The 16,524-nt window shown below is 59.5% G+C and carries 14 protein-coding genes; 9 read left to right on the top strand and 5 right to left on the bottom strand.

Annotated elements, in window-relative coordinates:
• Positions 1–811 precede the first annotated feature (811 nt).
• On the bottom strand, positions 812–3,967 hold the full coding sequence (locus QRN52_RS23465; RefSeq protein WP_284756246.1) for a DEAD/DEAH box helicase: 3,156 nt from the start codon (positions 3,965–3,967) through the stop codon (positions 812–814).
• 422 nt (positions 3,968–4,389) lie between these two features.
• Here QRN52_RS23465 and QRN52_RS23460 point away from each other — a divergent pair, with 422 nt between their 5' ends.
• From QRN52_RS23460 to QRN52_RS23440, 5 genes are all read left to right on the top strand, one after another.
• Positions 4,390–5,088 carry a competence protein CoiA family protein gene (locus QRN52_RS23460; protein WP_284756245.1) on the top strand — a complete coding sequence of 233 codons (699 nt, stop codon included), beginning with the start codon at positions 4,390–4,392 and terminating at the stop codon, positions 5,086–5,088.
• A gap of 765 nt (positions 5,089–5,853) precedes the next feature.
• Positions 5,854–6,090, top strand: coding sequence for a hypothetical protein (locus tag QRN52_RS23455; RefSeq protein WP_284756243.1), 237 nt, complete (start codon positions 5,854–5,856; stop codon positions 6,088–6,090).
• Between the two features lie 33 nt (positions 6,091–6,123).
• Positions 6,124–7,023 carry a hypothetical protein gene (locus QRN52_RS23450; RefSeq protein WP_284756241.1) on the top strand — a complete coding sequence of 300 codons (900 nt, stop codon included), beginning with the start codon at positions 6,124–6,126 and terminating at the stop codon, positions 7,021–7,023.
• A 50-nt stretch (positions 7,024–7,073) separates the two neighbouring features.
• The gene (locus tag QRN52_RS23445) at positions 7,074–8,147 is read left to right on the top strand and encodes an alpha/beta hydrolase (RefSeq protein ID WP_350225174.1); all 1,074 of its coding nucleotides are present in this window, start codon (positions 7,074–7,076) and stop codon (positions 8,145–8,147) included.
• On the top strand, positions 8,144–8,686 hold the full coding sequence (locus tag QRN52_RS23440) for a hypothetical protein (protein ID WP_284756239.1): 543 nt from the start codon (positions 8,144–8,146) through the stop codon (positions 8,684–8,686). Before QRN52_RS23445 ends, QRN52_RS23440 begins: the two co-directional genes overlap by 4 nt.
• A gap of 59 nt (positions 8,687–8,745) precedes the next feature.
• Here the strand turns inward: QRN52_RS23440 and QRN52_RS23435 are convergent, their stop codons facing one another.
• Positions 8,746–9,081, bottom strand: coding sequence for a hypothetical protein (locus QRN52_RS23435; protein ID WP_284756238.1), 336 nt, complete (start codon positions 9,079–9,081; stop codon positions 8,746–8,748).
• A gap of 813 nt (positions 9,082–9,894) precedes the next feature.
• Between QRN52_RS23435 and QRN52_RS23430 the strand changes: the two genes are divergently transcribed.
• The gene (locus QRN52_RS23430; protein WP_284756237.1) at positions 9,895–10,692 is read left to right on the top strand and encodes a class I SAM-dependent methyltransferase; all 798 of its coding nucleotides are present in this window, start codon (positions 9,895–9,897) and stop codon (positions 10,690–10,692) included.
• A 123-nt stretch (positions 10,693–10,815) separates the two neighbouring features.
• Here QRN52_RS23430 and QRN52_RS23425 read toward each other — a convergent pair whose 3' ends face one another.
• Positions 10,816–11,757: a 2-hydroxyacid dehydrogenase gene (locus tag QRN52_RS23425; RefSeq protein ID WP_284756235.1), complete on the bottom strand. Its 942-nt coding sequence runs from the start codon at positions 11,755–11,757 to the stop codon at positions 10,816–10,818.
• A 229-nt stretch (positions 11,758–11,986) separates the two neighbouring features.
• On the opposite strand from QRN52_RS23425, the gene QRN52_RS23420 reads away from it, so the two are divergent.
• The 3 genes from QRN52_RS23420 (at position 11,987) to QRN52_RS23410 (ending at position 14,131) form a co-directional block, all read left to right on the top strand.
• Positions 11,987–12,529 (top strand): hypothetical protein, encoded by a 543-nt coding sequence (locus QRN52_RS23420; RefSeq protein WP_284756234.1) that lies wholly within the window; start codon positions 11,987–11,989, stop codon positions 12,527–12,529.
• 128 nt (positions 12,530–12,657) lie between these two features.
• Positions 12,658–13,632: an aldo/keto reductase gene (locus QRN52_RS23415; RefSeq protein ID WP_284756233.1), complete on the top strand. Its 975-nt coding sequence runs from the start codon at positions 12,658–12,660 to the stop codon at positions 13,630–13,632.
• 247 nt (positions 13,633–13,879) lie between these two features.
• Positions 13,880–14,131, top strand: a complete 252-nt coding sequence (locus QRN52_RS23410; RefSeq protein WP_284756232.1) for a hypothetical protein — start codon at positions 13,880–13,882, stop codon at positions 14,129–14,131.
• Between the two features lie 355 nt (positions 14,132–14,486).
• Here the strand turns inward: QRN52_RS23410 and QRN52_RS23405 are convergent, their stop codons facing one another.
• Complete coding sequence (locus QRN52_RS23405; RefSeq protein WP_284756231.1) at positions 14,487–15,593, bottom strand: ABC transporter substrate-binding protein; 1,107 nt, start codon at positions 15,591–15,593, stop codon at positions 14,487–14,489.
• A 66-nt stretch (positions 15,594–15,659) separates the two neighbouring features.
• The gene (locus tag QRN52_RS23400) at positions 15,660–16,514 is read right to left on the bottom strand and encodes an ABC transporter permease (protein WP_284756230.1); all 855 of its coding nucleotides are present in this window, start codon (positions 16,512–16,514) and stop codon (positions 15,660–15,662) included.
• Positions 16,515–16,524 lie beyond the last annotated feature (10 nt).

Raw genomic sequence — 16,524 nt, 5'->3', positions numbered from 1 at the left:
GGCCCTCTTGTCTTCAACGACACGAACTCAATTCCCCACCAACCACGAAGAGCCAGCATCCGGCTGCACGGACATCTGAAAGCAGCCGACGAACTCGAAGTCGCCTTCACGGACGATCGCCGTACGCCTGGGGACATTCGAGGCCGCGTCCAACCAGCGCATTGGCCAGGCCAGGCCAGGCCAGGCCCTCGACGTCTACATCGACGCCGCGGGGATCGATGCGCCTGCCCCCAGCCCGAGCCGCCGGACGACCGCCTGCCTGTTGCCTCACCGCCGGGAAAATCACCCCAGTATGCGTTCGAGTTCGCGCGAAGCACGGATGTGACGCCGAAACACGGAAGGGCCGCCCCTATGACCACGGAGATGGGGATGACCGGGTTGAATCGGTACCAGACTGAACTCCTCGTGATAATCGAGAAACCAGTTGAATGACCCATACCGGGGTTTAGAAACTGACATGCGCCTGCGCTCCGAAGCCCAGGCACAGGCATAGGTGCAAGCGACTCTCAATCCCCTTTTCAAAGCCCGCAATCCAATCGCCCACGAGATGGACATAACGCAAGCGGCTTCCCGTGGCCGGGGCAACCGAACTCGTCACGAACGAACGCTCGGGGCATATGTAAGGATGTGCCATGACGGGCTTAACTACACACATCGCATCCTCAATCGTCTTGGCGTGAACTCAGTTGACGTTGGCTGTTTGCCGGCAACGCCGATCGGTCTGATCCCGTGCCTCCACTAGTACGACCCCGAAACACAGGACCGTTCCCGTTACGAGCCAGAGAACATTACATGCGGATTGAAGCTCCTCCTATTGCGCCACAGCAGCCGCCGTCGCATACACGTCGGCCGGCATCGGCCTGTGCAGCTTCCAAGTGATCGCAATGGGCTTCTCCCCCTCGTGCTGCACGTAGTCGACCTGACCGAGGCATGTGTAGGGAACGGTCAGTCCCGTCTCGTCCTCGGCGGTATCACGGGTAAAAATCAAGATGTTCGAGCCGTGCGCGGACCGGTCCAGGTACCGCTTGCCCGCGAGGCTTCCGGACGACGTCGCGTTCTGCGATTCCCAGTGGAACAGCTCTGGGCTGATGGCGTAGTCCTTGTACATCGTCGTTGCAGAGTGCTTCTTGTCGTCCTTGTTGAGGGTGACAAAAAAGGCATCGGTGGACGTCGCCAGGCACCAGGCGACGCCCTCCCGGTGCTGCACGTTCCTGCCAAGTTCCAATGATCCGTACTGCAGCGCCGCCAGGATTTCCTCGCGCCGATATGTTGCGTGCGACAACAGCGGAACGTGTTGTAGTCCTGCTCCGAGGCCTTTAGCGGCATGTTTGGACGCCGCAACCCCGAACTTCACGAGCTGGCGGATCTCGCTGCAGACAAACTGGTAACCTCGCAAATGGTCCAGTCCGGCGTCGTACGACTGGAATCTGCCGCCGTCATCCCAGAGGGTGTAGAACAGCATGCGGGCGAATGTCTGTTCGCGGATCCCAAGGTCCGCGTAGCTGGGCGCGCCGGGGCTGACCAACATCGAGTACGCCTCGGCGCGTTCCGGATCGTCGACGTGGATCAGCGCGGCCATCCGGCTAAGGAGCTTCTTCTCATCGGCATCCGAAAGCTCCTGGATCCGCCCGGCGAGGACAGCCTCCAACGGCGAGAACCCCTCGATCAGCCCGGCCTGACGGAGGTAGCCGGTCCAGGAGTCCTTCGTTGAACGGTAGATCGACTTCAGGTCGTTCCCGGACTGCTCCAGGTACGCCTCCAGCTCAATCTCTGCGTATGAGGCGATGTCGCGGACAAGCTGCGCCCTGTTGAACCGCAGCTGTGCCTTGATATTGTCCAGAACGACCTTCTGCGCGACGCGGTCCAACACAATTTGTGAGCCCGATGGCAGGTAGGGGAACTCGTCCTCGACGGCTTTCTCCAGTTCTTTCCGCCCGTAGCCGGTGAGCGCCCGGTAACGCAGATCGAAGCGGAACTCACGGCGTTGCTGACCAATGAAGTCCATGACCGTCAGCACCGCTTTGCCCTCGGCACGGCGTAGCCCCCGCCCGAGCTGCTGGAGGAAGATAGTGGCACTCTGTGTGGGCCGGAGCATCAGGATAGTGTCCACCTGAGGCAGGTCCAGGCCTTCGTTGAAAAGGTCGACGGCGAAGATGCAGTTTATCTCCCTGTTCCGGAGCCGTTTGAGCGCAAGTTCGCGTTCGGCGTCGTCGCTGCTGCCGTCAACTGCAACAGACGAGATACCGGCACCATTGAAGACTTTGGCCATGTAGTGCGCATGCTGCACCGAAACGCAGAAGCCGATGGCGCGCATGTACTCGGTGCTCGTGACTTTGTCGCGCAGCTCGCGGATGACCTTTGCCGCTCGGGCATTATTTCCTGTGTATAGGCGGTCGAGCTGAGCAGTGTCGTAGTTGCCTCGTTTCCATTCAACCTGAGTCAGGTCGACGTCGTCCGAGACGCCAAAGTAGTGGAACGGCACCAACAGATCGGCATCGAGAGCGTCCCAGAGTCGGAGTTCGCTAGCAGTGCGGCCGTTGAAGAATTCCTTGGCGACGTCGCCGCCGTCCCCACGTTCCGGCGTAGCTGTAAGCCCGAGGAGCTGCTGCGGCTGGAGGTACTCGAGCAATAGCCGGTAGGTCGGAGCCATAGCGTGATGGAACTCGTCAATGACGACGACGTCGAACTGAGCGGGTTTGAGGGTCTGGACACCGAGGGAAGCAAGCGATTGAACAGAGGCAAAGAGGTGCTTCCACTGTTGAGGTTTATGATCGCCGACGTAGAGTTCGCCGAAGGCGCCGTCCTGCATGACGTCGCGATATGTGCGCATTGACTGTTTCAGGATCTCCTGCCGGTGAGCCACGAAAAGGAGTGTCAGGTTTCGGCCGGCCGCTTCGCAGAGCCGCTTGTAGTCCAGGGCAGCGATGACGGTCTTGCCGGTCCCTGTGGCAGCAACCAGGAGATTCCGGTTGTATCCCTTTGAACGCTCAGCTTCGAGGTCTTCGAGCATCTCGTCCTGGTGGAGGAAGGGCTGAATTTCAAGGCCAGTGGCAGTGTCCGGGGCTGCCGTTCGCCTGCCTCCGTTGCGCTCGAGGGCGGCGTCGAGTTTATCGCCATCGGCGTCTGGATCGTAGCTCTGGAACGCCCGCTGTTCCCAGTAGCTGTCGAAGGTGACCTCAAACTTCTTGAGTAGCGCGGGTGTGGCGACTGAACTCAGACGGACGTTCCACTCCAGCCCGTCTAGGAGTGCTGCCTGGCTTAGGTTGGAGCTCCCGACATAGGCGGTATCGAAGCCAGAAGCCCTGCGGAAGAGCCAAGCCTTGGCGTGCAGTCGCGTGGCCTGGGTTTCGTAATTGATCTTGACCTCGGCATCGTAACGACGGACGAGTTCATCCATGGCGCGGCGCTCCGTAGCGCCCATGTAGGTAGTTGTGAGGACCCTAAATTTGACCCCACGCTCCCTGAGTTGTTCGAGGGCGGGCTGGAGCAATCTAAGGCCCGTCCACCGAACGAAGGCGCAGAGGAGATCAACTGTGTTGGCTGACTCAATCTCAGTTCGCAACTCAGCGGCAAGGTTGGGGTCTTCCTTGCTGTTGGTGAGGAGGGCCGAGTCGCTCAGTTTTGTGGTGGGGCGCCGCAGTTGCCGGCGTTTCATCGCGTCAGGGCGGTGCAACGAGAGGAGTTGCCTGGGGCCGTCGACGATATGGTCGGCGTCCTGGATTTCGCGGAGGAGCCGGTTGGCGAGGCTCACTCGTTCTCCAGGCTTCGCCGCCGATAAAGCCTGATGGACGACTTGTGCGACGTGACGCGAAAGGATGTCTGGCGTGTCGTCATCGTCGACGCCGGCCACCACCGCCTGAAGTTCCGGTACTAGTACCAGCCTGGCTGCCAGGGCTTCGGTGTTAAGGAGCTCGTAAAGCCCCTCCGACAGACGCGAGTCCGTCGGTCCCCCGTTGAATATGTTCATTGCGCCAGGGTATTGGCTTGGAGACGTTTGTCCAAAGACCCCTACCGGCCCGCCCGCAACACTTTTATTGTCACGGGTCAGTCTTAGTCTCAGACTGAAAAGTGTCGTTTCCAATTTAATCTGCATGCTGGGGGCAAATCGTGCAACAGGAACACTTGGAGAATGTAGTTCCGGGATCCAAACAAGACGCCGTTCTGTGGTCAGAGCCCACTGGCAGAATCCTAAATGTGCATCGAAACACCGACTGGCTTTTCATCCGCAGCGCGAAGCCTCTACTAAAGTGCCCTGTAGTTGGATGCGAAGTGACACTTGTCGCGGTTGACAGGCAAGGCACCCGGCATTTTCGAAATGCACCAGGATCCGTTGATTGCCACCACTTCACTTCCCGTCGAGCGGACCATTCCACAAGGGGCGGTGGACCAATGTCCGCTGAGCATCTCTGGTATCAGTCGGAAATAGCCAAACAGGTACGGCGACGTGCTCAGCTTCAGGTCACCGTGGAGGACTATGAGTCCAACGCGGACCTGCTGATTCTGAATGTGAAGACCAATCGATCCGTTGCCATAGAGATTCAGCGATGGGACACGGACATACGTGCTCGCACTCAGCATCGAATGTCGCTGGGTCACGAAGTCATTTGGCTCATCACAGACTCAGCCAAGTTGTCCCCCGAAACGCAACATCAAGTTTTTACGAATCGCGGCGCTTTCGTTCGTGTTCGATCATTCTCTAAGCCGTACACGGCACTCTCGCCATGGGAGCCCGACCAGCCTCGTACGACTCCGGTCATTGAGGCTTCGGGAACGATAGGCCGTCTTGACGCTTCCTCCGGCTGCATCCGCGCCACCAGGATGCCCCTGTTGAGAGTTCTTGAAGAGATTCTTGACGGAAAGCGTGAATGGATTTTTCCTGGGCAAAGCATCTACAAAACAGTTTCGGGAAGTGGCCGAAAAGGCGGTTCGTGGGTCCGTCGTATTGACTACGTGAACGCCAACATTCTCGCGTCAGGCTTGAGTATTCCCCTCGTTCCCGAGTCATCGCGCTATGGACGACTTTCCGGACCAATCGAAGCTTCGCCTCAGATCCTCGAAGATGGGATCGGCCCCACAATTCGAGGATAAGTTTGAGGACCCTCCACGGTTCGCAGTGACGGAATTGCAGCTCGTTGTTCATGCCCCTTTCGTTACCGCGCTGCGCAGGACAGAAACCACCGTGCGCACACCCGGCGTCAACGGCGCCTAGGGCGCTTCAACGCCAACGCACTGTACGGTCACCGTAGCGGGGGACAGCGACATCGCGGCGGTGGAAACTCCAGCAGTCCGACCACGCCGGCTGAGTTCTACGGCGAGGGGGACGAACGAGAGTCCTTGCCACCCTCAATGCGTTCCACGATGCCGGCAGCGGCCTACTGGACGAGCTCACGCCCGCCGGTTCGACGGACGGTACCCGCTACCCCAAACCTCTCCACCAACGACATCTATCCGGATAAATAGACGCGGCCACCACGCTATGGGTGCTGGTCGCCTTTGCCCGTCTCAACCTATTGATACTTCGATGGATCCAAAACCTACTTGAATAGCCGCAAGCTCTGGCTGGTTACCGACCTGTGGAGTTCACGGCCGCGACCACTCTTTATCAGATGTCTGGAAGTCTTCGACTTCACACGGGCGTATCATCTCGATCGAGATGCTAGGGCCCAAGACCTCAGCTTTCACGTTCCCTCTCTGTCCGAAACGCGCGTACCCACTCGAAACCCGGATTTAAGCGGGAACTTTAATTGCCCCCTCTGACCGTGCATTTAGTCGAATCTCTCCAGTTATCCATTGACCGCACCGATATTTTCGAATTATTGTAGTAGGTCCATATACGCAATTGTTGGGGGAATAATGAGCACTACTCTCGAAATGGTCCGTTCGGTCAACACCCAGCTAGATGGCCTGCTTGGCGATCGAATCGAAGGAATGGTTCGCCCGTCTGGCGGCGGCCCCATCATGGCAACTCCTATGGCAGTAGCAGTAAGCATGGCCGCAATGGCAAATAATCTGGCCCTGGCAGGTGCCTTCACTGCCGGGGCCTCGGCTGTCGTGGGCGCTTACACGATTGGTCAGGCAGCGGGACGATGAATTACCGCCGCCTTGTTGATTCTGTAAACGCTGATGGATTTCTTGCTCACGTTGACGCGCGCGGATCAGGTATTGATCTGGCCGGTTCCAACGATCATGGAATCATCATGGGAACTCCCGCTGCTTTCATGGCTGGAGTTGCTTTCAGTGCCGCCATTGTCAATGCATTTGATGCCGGAAGAAATGCTGGCTGACCAGCAGAAACATAGGTTGGGGGTTTCCTTGAGGCGGCACTTGGAACTGTTTCGCGGCCCGATTCGATTTTCCCGATCGAGAAGTATTGGGGTATCGCAGAAGATCGGAGCCGTGACATCGCTGATTTCCAGTCTGGAGTACGTCGTCCGGCTTCGCCGCGACAAGACCCGCCGGTATGACGAATGGTACGAGGCGCGCGCCTCCTACCATGGACAGCCTCGTCCCGTTCGGTGGATTGCAGAGGTTTTCTCCGACCGGCGCTTGTCGATGGGTTTACAGGTAAGCCGGGCGGTCCTGAGCGTTGGGGCACTGGCCATGCCCTCACGTCACTTGAGGTTGCAGAGCTCTATGGTACTTGCTTCCGGAATCCTGGGTGTCCTGACATACCCCAGAAACCGGTATGGAAGCGACGGTTCTGACCAAGCAACGACGATCACGCAAATTCTAGTGGGCGCTGCAGGCGTGGATACAGTGCCAGCCCGTCAGGATGCCCTGCTCTGGGGCGTGTCTTTGCAGTCATCGCTCTCGTATGCTGTTGCCGGGTGGGCAAAGCTGGTCGGCGAGCAGTGGCGCTCCGGAACAGCCCTGGTCAACATTCTCCGGACGCGCACCTATGGCCATGAAGCATCGTGGAATCTGGTTAGACGGTTTCCGAAGACATCCAAAGCGCTTTCCCATTTCGTCCTAGCTTTTGAGTGCCTGTTTCCTCTTGTCTATGTCGCTCCCCCGTCGTCGTAAGAGGGTTCATAGCGACAGCAGGGGGATTCCACCTCGCGACTGCTCAGATCATGGGGCTGGGGCGCTTCGTTACGAGCTTCGTATCCATGCATCCGGCTGTGGCCTACACCAGCCGGGCCAACGCGTTCCGAACAGATCGTGACGATCGGGCCTTGCACCTCGCGGCATTTGCCACCGTAATTGGCGGAGCGATCCTTGCTGCTCTCGCCATGGCCCGGAGGAAGCGCGTTCGTGGGGATCTTGGGGAGTTCATACTCCTCGAGACGCCCACGAGGAACGGTTCGATTCTTGCATTCCGCCGACGAAGTGCCAGTCCTACCGGACCAACAGTTGTGATTGAGACTGGTCTATTGAGCACTCAGGCCCACTTCGAGTGGATCGCGAGCCGGCTGCACAACGCAGGCGTTAGCGTCGTGCAGTATTACCGAGCCGGGTATGGGCCTAGCCGGAAGCAACAGAATGACGCGTCCGAGTACTCAATCGATTCAAGCGTCCGGGATTTGGAGGACCTCGTCGCGTCAGGTTGTCCCGACCCTGGGAAATTGTTCCTCGTGGGGCACTCCTTTGGCAGCGAGATTATCCGCCGCTATGCAGCCCCTGACCGGGCTGACCCGCGCTTGGCCGGCCTTATCTACATTGATCCGTCCCATCCCGCCGAGCTCAACCACTCCGACACCCAGCGGAGCGGAATTTCGAAATTGACCAGTGGTATCCAATCGTTCAAAGTCGGAACGTCGTTCGGTCTGGGAAGTCTGCTCTCTCGTCCGGCATGGATTCTGGCGCTTCCTGAACCAGTTCAGGCTAGAGCGTATGACGAATATGCGGACGCCCGGCTTTGGCAGACTGGGTTCCGTGAGTGGAGCGGAATCCGTCAGGAGTTCCAGGCTTTCGAAGGCGCGGTTTCTTCGGTTCCCTTTCCGTGCTTGCTTGCCTCCGCAGAACAAACGGTGGCAGCCGACCAAGTGCAGCGGGATCTCCACCAGGATCTGGTCGATGCACATCAGTATCCGAGCCGGCTGACGACGATCCCCAAGTCCAATCATGACTCGATCCTGACAAGCCGGAGCCACGCACATGCAGTGGCCGAGGAGATCCTGAGATTCATGTCGGAGATCACCAGATGAACCGCGGCATCGCGGGAAAGGTCCTAGACTTCGTTGCGTGCGGTGTCGTGGCGTCCTACGTCGCAGTAACATTCTGGAATCAGTATCCGCATCATTCATTCAACCGCATGCGCGGCGCTGACCCGTTTTCCCTGATCCCAAACTGGCGATTTTTCGCACCGGATCCCGCCGGTCACGACTATCACCTCTTCTACCGGCTCGTCGATCAGGAAGGCACAGCCACATCCTGGCATCTCCTGGAGATCGTTGCGGCACGAAATCCTTTTCAGACTTTGTGGTTTCCGGGCCGACGGGACGAGAAAGCAGCATTCGACCTCGCTTCAGACCTGCTGCCGATCATCACAGGGCCGATGCCGGACGTCGCGACGACTGCCCCTGCGTTCCGATTAATGGCCGCAAGCATGCGATCCAGGCTTTCGGCCGACCACCCTCCGAGGTATCCCGGATTCCAGTTTTCATTGGTTAGAGACTCCGGCTTTGATCAGGAATCCGAACCTGAGGTACTTTTCGCATCTCCGTTCATTACCTTCGGACAGTGAGCGCCCGTAAAACAACACTCCCGGACGGCGCCAACGGTCCGGGAATGTTGCGTTTTGGCTCAGACCACTGGCGCAAAGCCCTTCTTTGTGACGAGCCAACCGCCGAGCAGCGACACGCCCAGCAGAATAAGAGAAACCAAAGTCCATACAGCGGACCGGGGCCCGAAATCTGAAACAACGAGCCCTGTGATCGAGATGAGCATCGACAGGATCGCGCCGGGAACCAAGACCACCTGCGCCCGTTTGTACAGCGAACGAGCCTTCTCTGGGTTTGCGCATCTCAAAGCGCTGTACCCAAACCTGGACCTCGGCTCTTGGGCAAGCTTGAGGGAAAAATAGGCCGCAATCGTCGATGCGCCCACGCTGACCAATGCAAGGAATGTCCAGACGTTCATGTATTAAACATATCATTTACTGGAATTTGGTCCACCGATCTTCTTGGATGGAATGCGGAATAATCTGGATACTCAAATACCGGTCAGCGGTCGGTTTTCATAAATCACAGATGGCTGACTCTGACTTAAGCTCGGTTACTCACGGAGCAATATGCTGGCATAGAATGAAAGACCCTGCACGTATCCTTGGTGGTACGCTGCCGGCCTGTGTCACGCATTCCCGCAGCGGGCACCCATGTAGCTTTAGCCGATGTATATATCCTGCGGGGCGCGCCTCGGGGGTCGTCGAAGACACATCCTGGTGATTGCGCCGGGCCTAGAGGTGCTGCTGCGCGCTGAGCTCCTGATCGCGACGCTGACTGTCCTATCCGGTACCTTACAAGGCGCATTAGTCCGTGGTTCCCTTGATCAAGGTATCGACGCCGGGGAATATTCGACAACCCAATAAATTCCCGTCCAACACAACATGCGCGAGGCTTTTGTGCTCGACGCGTATCCAATCGAACACGGACAACGGACACGGACGTTGTCCGTCGAACTATGCGACTTTCCAGTTTCAGCTCCAATCGGTAGCATAACCAGCAAACTTCGATTGGCGCCGAACGAGCCTGAGTATGCCAAGTCCGCGTGGGGGAGAATCCCGCCTCGAGGGCCACCGAACATGACCGATTCAGAACCTTCCCTGCACTTTGCGAGTCCAGCACCAGGCGCGGACTAATCTACGCATGCGGTTGCGCGAACAGCTCCTCGTGTCGCCCCACCCACAATGCACTACTTCCCACCGCACCCTGAAAGCCAAGGAGGAGGCCACTCTTGTACGAATCGAAACCAAATCTTCGGACCTACACCGACTACGGCCAGCAATTCGCCGACTTCTACGATGACATCTTTCCGCGCCACCAGCTGTCCGATATTGAGGTCGCCTGGCTCGCGGACCGCATTCCACCGGCAGCGCAATCCGTCGTTGAACTCGGGGTTGGAACAGGCAGGGTAGCCCTCCCTCTACAGGAAATGCTGGCGCGTACCGGTCGTAAGGTGCGGTTCACGGGCATCGACATCTCCCAGGAAATGCTCGAGATGCTGCGTTTGGTCGACCCTGCCGGAACCGTCGAACGCAGGCAAGGTGACATCTCTTCATTCGAGTACAACATCGAACCAGACGTAATTCTCTGTGTATGCGCAACCATTTCAATGATCTGCGATCCGGTGATGCAGCGCACGACCATCGAAAAGGCGGCAGAGGCGCTGAAACCGGGGGGAACGCTCATAGTTGAAACCCACAACGCCACCGCAATCTCAGCAATGCATGTTGCCGACACGGTCACCTTTTGCGTTCCGTATCCAGGCAACCAACGGGCTCTGGTCTCGTTTTCAACTCTTGAGGGAAAAAGTTGGCACGTCGATCACGCCTGGATCGACGCCGGAACTGCGCGGTTCGCAAGCGAAGACAGCCGGCTGACGACGCTGGAGGAACTGGACGACTACGCCACGGGCAGTGGGCTTATCAAGGCATCCCATACCCGCGGGTTCTCGGACAACCCCGTCACGGACAACTGTCCTACCGTAACGGCCGTATATTCCAAGCCCGAGACATTGCGCCCTCAGAGCTGAGCCGCGGGGCTGGCATGCGACCGCCTGCTGTGCCATGTCTCACGGCTCTGCACTCACCCCGTCGGGCTGAGAACGAGATGACAATTGCGGCCGCTTCGCCTAGCCCCAACCGCCTCTTCTCGCTCAACCCACTTCGCCCACTGACTCCTTACTCAGCACCACGTTCACCGGCTCGTCGCCAGCCAGCAGCAACGAAATCTGCTTCTGGATCAGGCGGACCATCCGGGGGAACATCGCCGAGCTCGTCCCGCCAACATGCGGCGTGATCAGCACACCAGGGACCGTCCACAAAGGATGATCGGCCGGCAGCGGCTCCGGGTCGGTCACGTCCAAGGCAGCGCGCAACCGTCCGGATGACGTCCCCCGCAGCAAGGCGTTCGTGTCCGCCACCGGGCCCCGGGCCACGTTCACCAACAACGCGCCGTCTGGCATGGCCGCGAGGAACCGAGCGTCCACCAGTCCACGAGTTTGCTCGGACAGAGGAACGCTGACCACCACGATCTCGTGCAGCGGCAACTGCTCATACAGGGTGTCGATGCCAAGGATCCGGCCGCGGTCATCGACCCGTTCTCGACTTGCCATTCGCGTCACGTGCGTTTCGAACGGCAACAGCCTGGCTTCAATGGCCTTCCCCACTCCCCCGTAGCCAAGCAGGAGAACCTTACGGTCCGCCAAGCTTGGGCGCTGCCCGTAGCCCCACGTTCCGGACTCCTGGTTACGCACAAACTCCGGAATCCCGCGCTGGCTGGCGATCATCATCCCCAAGGCGAGTTCCGCCGTCGACGTCTCATGGACTCCTGCCGCGTTCGCGAAAACGCAACCCGACGGCAAGACGTCTGCGACGCCGTCGTACCCTATCGACTGGCTCTGCACTAGCCGGACCGGCACGCCATCCAGTGCCGTGAGCGCGTCTGGCCGGCCCATGTAGGGCGGCACCAGCAGGTCGAAGCCGTCTGCCGGGGCGGGGCCAGCCAGGTCCCACACCACGAACTCGACATCGTCGGAAGGCTCAATCGCGTCCAGGAGTTTCTGATCGGGCAGGCACACCCGCAACCGGGCCGTCACCGCGCCACCATCAGATTGACCTTCGCAGCACGCAGCGCAGTTTCGCTCATTTCCCTCTTCCTATTCGCTTTGGCGGGTCGATTTGGCCGGACGGTATGTGTTTCAGCACCAATTTACTTTCCGCCGCGGTCCGCGGCCCGTTTCGGACACCGGCACCGGTGGGGGCCAAGTCCGGGACAACGTGTGGGACCCGGGCCTATAGTGTGGCATGACCGGGAAGCAAGCGAGGATGAAACGTCTGCTGACGATCCTCCTCGGCTATGCCGTTAGCGCGGCCTTTGCTTCGATCGTCCTGCTGTCGCTCGGTTGGGGAAAACCCAACTCACTTCCCATTTTCTTCATCACTTTGGCGGCCGCTTGGCTTGTTTCACCAGTGGCAACCCGCGTGATCGACCGGCTCAGGTTCAAGCTATGGCGACGGCGCGGGTGGACGGAATTCTGGGTTCGTTCGCCCGAACCAGTGCCCGGCGGCCTGGCCAACGGCTGGGTGCGGGACCTGCTTTCCGTCCGCGCACCGCTTGTTGACTTCGTGACAAATGAGTCCCGCGACGGTTCATGGGTCAATCCAGCTACTTTCCTCGTCAATGGGCGCATCCCCCCGGACCGCAGACACTTGGAGCTGTCGGAGTTCGCGGAAGTCAATTTCGGACCGGGTTTCCGAGTGGTTTCATTCCAGACGACACGGGGACCCATCGATGTGGCCGGGTATCCCGAGGCCATCGACCAACTCGATGCGGAACTGTTCGGACAATCCGAAGTTGCCAACCAGTAGCTTGGCCGCTCTCCCTGCCCCAACGTTGTAGCCTCCTTGCGCACCTGCCTATAGTGGCCCTACCTGCACCCCTCTCTGAGCATCGTCCTGCCGTCCAGCACGTTCTGCCACCTACAGGAGAGAACCCCATGGAAAACCGCACGCTTGGTTCATTGACCGTTTCTGCCCTTGGCCTCGGCTGCATGGGCATGAGTGAGTTCTACGGCGAGGGGGACGACCGCGAATCCCTTGCCACTATCAACGCCTTCCTCGACGCCGGCGGCAGTCTCTTGGACACCGCCGACATGTACGGGCCCTTCACCAACGAAAAGCTCGTGGGCAAGGCTATCGCCGGCCGCCGTGACGACGTCGTTGTAGCCACGAAGTTCGGAAACGAACGCCGCGAGGACGGATCCTTCCTGCGCGTCAACGGCAGGCCCGAATACGTCCGCTCCGCATGCGACGCCAGCCTGCAGCGCCTCGGCGTCGACTACATCGACCTGTACTACCAGCACCGGGTGGACAAAACCGTCCCCATTGAAGACACCGTGGGCGCCATGGCCGAACTGGTCCAGGCCGGAAAGGTCCGGCACTTGGGACTGTCCGAGGCTGCGCCGGACACCATCCGCCGCGCCCACGCGGTGCATCCCATCACCGCTTTGCAGACCGAGTACTCCCTCTGGGAACGGGAACCCGAAACGAAGGTCTTGCCTGTCCTGGCCGAGCTGGGCATTGGGTTCGTTCCCTACAGCCCTCTCGGCCGCGGCTTCCTGACGGGTCAACTTCGCAGCGAGGCGGACTTCGCCGCGAACGACTTCCGCCGGCACTCCCCTAGGTTCCAAGGCGAGAACTTCAAGCGCAACCTCGAACTCGTGGACCGGGTGAAGGAACTCGCCGACCAGAAGGAATGCACTCCGGGACAACTGGCCCTCGCCTGGCTGCTGGCACAGGGCGAGCACATCGTCCCGATCCCCGGCACCAAGAAGCGCGAACGCCTGGCAGAGAACCTGGGGGCCACCGCCGTCGTACTCTCCGAAGAGGACCTGAAGCGACTGGACGAGCTGGCCCCGGCTGGATCAACTGCCGGAGCCCGCTACCCCAACATGGCGAGCATCGACACCTAAGTCCGAGTCCCCGCCAAAGGGTTGACCCTCGAAAGCGTTGTGGCCTAACTTAAACAGACCGCTCGTCCTGTTTTGGAATGCCCGCCTTCCCGCTGGAGATGAACATGCGCCTCGTAAGGAAATCGTTTCTGTTCCTAGCAGTGATCCCATGACAAGCCATGCAAGTAGAGCCGGGGACAGCAGCACTATCGGGCCTCTTCAACTAAAGAGCATCTGGCACGCGCATGAGCTAAGAAACTTCGACCTCATGGTCATACTGCAAATTTCCGGGTGCGAGCACATTGCGGAGCGCATGATCAAGGACGAATCCGTGTCCGCAGAAGAAAAGTCGGTCTTGGTGATAGCGAACGAATTAGCGGAACAAAAAGGCTACCTTCCCCTGTTTGACGTGACCGATGACGACGTACGTATCTCGGAGAATGCAGGATCGGAGCTAAAGAAGTTCTTCAGATCCGAGGAATGGCAAATGAGGGATCGAAGCAGTACGCGGCAGCTCTAACTCCACGCCTCCACAAGTACCGGAAACAAAACAGTCGGCCGTGCATGGAAGCATCGAGGGCCGTCAGGGAGGTCTGCAAGATGACTGCTCGTGCTGTTGTATTTGCCGCGGTAGCAACGGGGTTACTCGCGTTCGTCGTTCCATACGTTGTCTCGGTCCTGTTCGGGGTTGCTCCCAACGGGACCGAGACGTTGATCTTGGTCATTCTGCTCTGGATCACTGTCTGGACGGTCAACAGAACAAGATTCAAGCGCGATACCCAAGCGAGATGATGTTCGCCTGAACCCAAAACAATCGGCCTGCGTGGATTACCACGCAGGCCGATTGTTTGGGGTCTAGCTATAGAGGGAAGAGATTAGCCGTCGTTACCGGCAGGGGTGGTGGTGGCGGTGTAGCCCTCGAGCTTGAGAGCGGCCTGGGCGTACTTCTGGTTGAACGTGTCGGCGATGTTGACCTTGGAGGTGTCAACGCCGATCGTCTTCTCCTCATCGAAGATCGTCTTGGGGCCACCTGCAGGCATGATGCCGTCCGGGAGGAACTGGCCCTTGTCCTGGTTCAGCGCGGAGACGTACTGGTCCTTGGAGATGGTGCTGTTCTGGACGTAGGACTGGGGCAACTTGTCGGCGATGTCCCGGGCGGAGTGGGTGCTGATCCAGTGCATCGTGTCGACGAGGGCGTTGACAACCTTCTGGGCCGCGTCTTCGTGGGTCTTGACCCAATCCGACTGGGCCAGAAGGCCGGCCGACGGCAGGGTGCCGCCAAGTGCTGCCTTGGCGCCGTCAGCGGTGGCGAGGTCGATCGCCGGAACGGCGAGGTTCTTGTTCTCGAGGGCGCCCACGGTCGGCTGGGTGGTCATGACACAGTCAGCGGACCCGCGCTGGATGGCCGCGATCGCGGTTGCTCCGGCGCCGACGGCGATCGTGTGGTAGTCACTCTTCGCGAGGCCGGCCTTCGCGGCGACGAACTGCGTGAGCTCATCTGTTCCCGATCCGAGGTCGGTGACGCCGACGGTCTTGCCCTTGAGGTCAGCGCCCGTCTTCACGTTTGCCTTGGGGCTGCACATGATGCGTTCACCGGGGGCACCCGAGAGCTGCACGAGGTTGATGACGTTCTTGCCCTTGGACTGGAAGTCGACCGTGTGGACGTACCACGCACCGGCCATGTCCACCTGCCCGGATGCCATTGCGTCTTCGGCGCCGACGCCGCCCTGGGACTCGGTGGAAAGCTCCACCTTGACGCCGTACTTCTGGTAGTAGCCGAGCTGCTCTGCGAGCTGGTACGGCAAGTAGATCTGCTTGTCGATGCCGCCGACCATGAGCTTCACGGTGGGCATCGAAGCGGTGTCCGCTGCAGCGCTGCCGCTTGAGGAGCTGGTGCTACTGGCGGTGCTGGTGCCGCAAGCTGCGAGGCTCAGGGCGATCACTCCGGCAGCGCCGACGGCGTAGATCTTGTTCTTCATCATGGTTGTGCTTTTCCTTCTATTTAGAGGATTCGAGCGTTGGGTAAGTTGAATGGAAGACGGCGAGCGTCAGATCGTCTGTGCTTCGGAACGGTTCGGCGGCCGCCACTTGAGCAGCGTGCGCTCCAGCAGGGCGATGAGGTATTCCGCGCCGAGCGTGATGACGGCGATGATCACCATGCAGGCGAAGACCGTATTGGGATCGAAGGTCCCTTGTGCCTGGCTGATGATGAGGCCGATTCCCTGCTGGGCGCCGAGCACTTCAGCAACAAGTGCGCCGATGATCGCGAAGCCGAACGCCGTGTGCAAGCTGGCGATGATCCAGGTCATTGCCGAGGGAATTGTCACGTGGATCGCGACCTGAAGCGGCGATGCACCCAAGACCCGCACGTTTCCGACCAGGTTCTGGTCCACTTCGCGGACACCCTGGAAGGCGTTGAAGAAGACGACGAAGAAGACCAGTACCGCTGCGAGCAGCACCTTCGGGAAGACGCCGAGGCCGAACGCCACGATGAAGATCGAGCCGAGCACGATTCTGGGGATCGAGTTCACGATCCGGATGTACGGGCCGACCACTTCGGACAGGTACTTGTTCGAGCCGAGCAGGATTCCGAGCACGACGCCGACGAGCGTTCCGAGCGCGAAGCCGTAGATGGCTTCCTGCATGGTGACCCAGAGGTTCTCCCAGATGGTACCGAATGCCGTGCCCTTGGTGAAGAGATCCACCAGGCTGTTCCAGATTTCGGACGGCTGGCCGAAGAAGAACTTGTCCACCCAGCCAGCCGTGGTGAACCACTGCCAGCCACCGATCACGATGACCGCGAGGATGGCACGGCCGGCCCAAACCCACGTGGTGCGGCGGTTCATGGCACGCCGGGCGGAAACTTTAAGCTCACTCGCTTGCACTTGTGCTTGCTCTTGCACGGGAGCACCT

Origin of the sequence: Arthrobacter sp. efr-133-R2A-120, from assembly GCF_030209835.1 — a bacterium.
Lineage (GTDB): Bacteria > Actinomycetota > Actinomycetes > Actinomycetales > Micrococcaceae > Arthrobacter.
The sequence above is the reverse complement of the archived record's forward strand: the minus strand, read 5'-3'. Positions and strand labels throughout refer to the sequence as shown.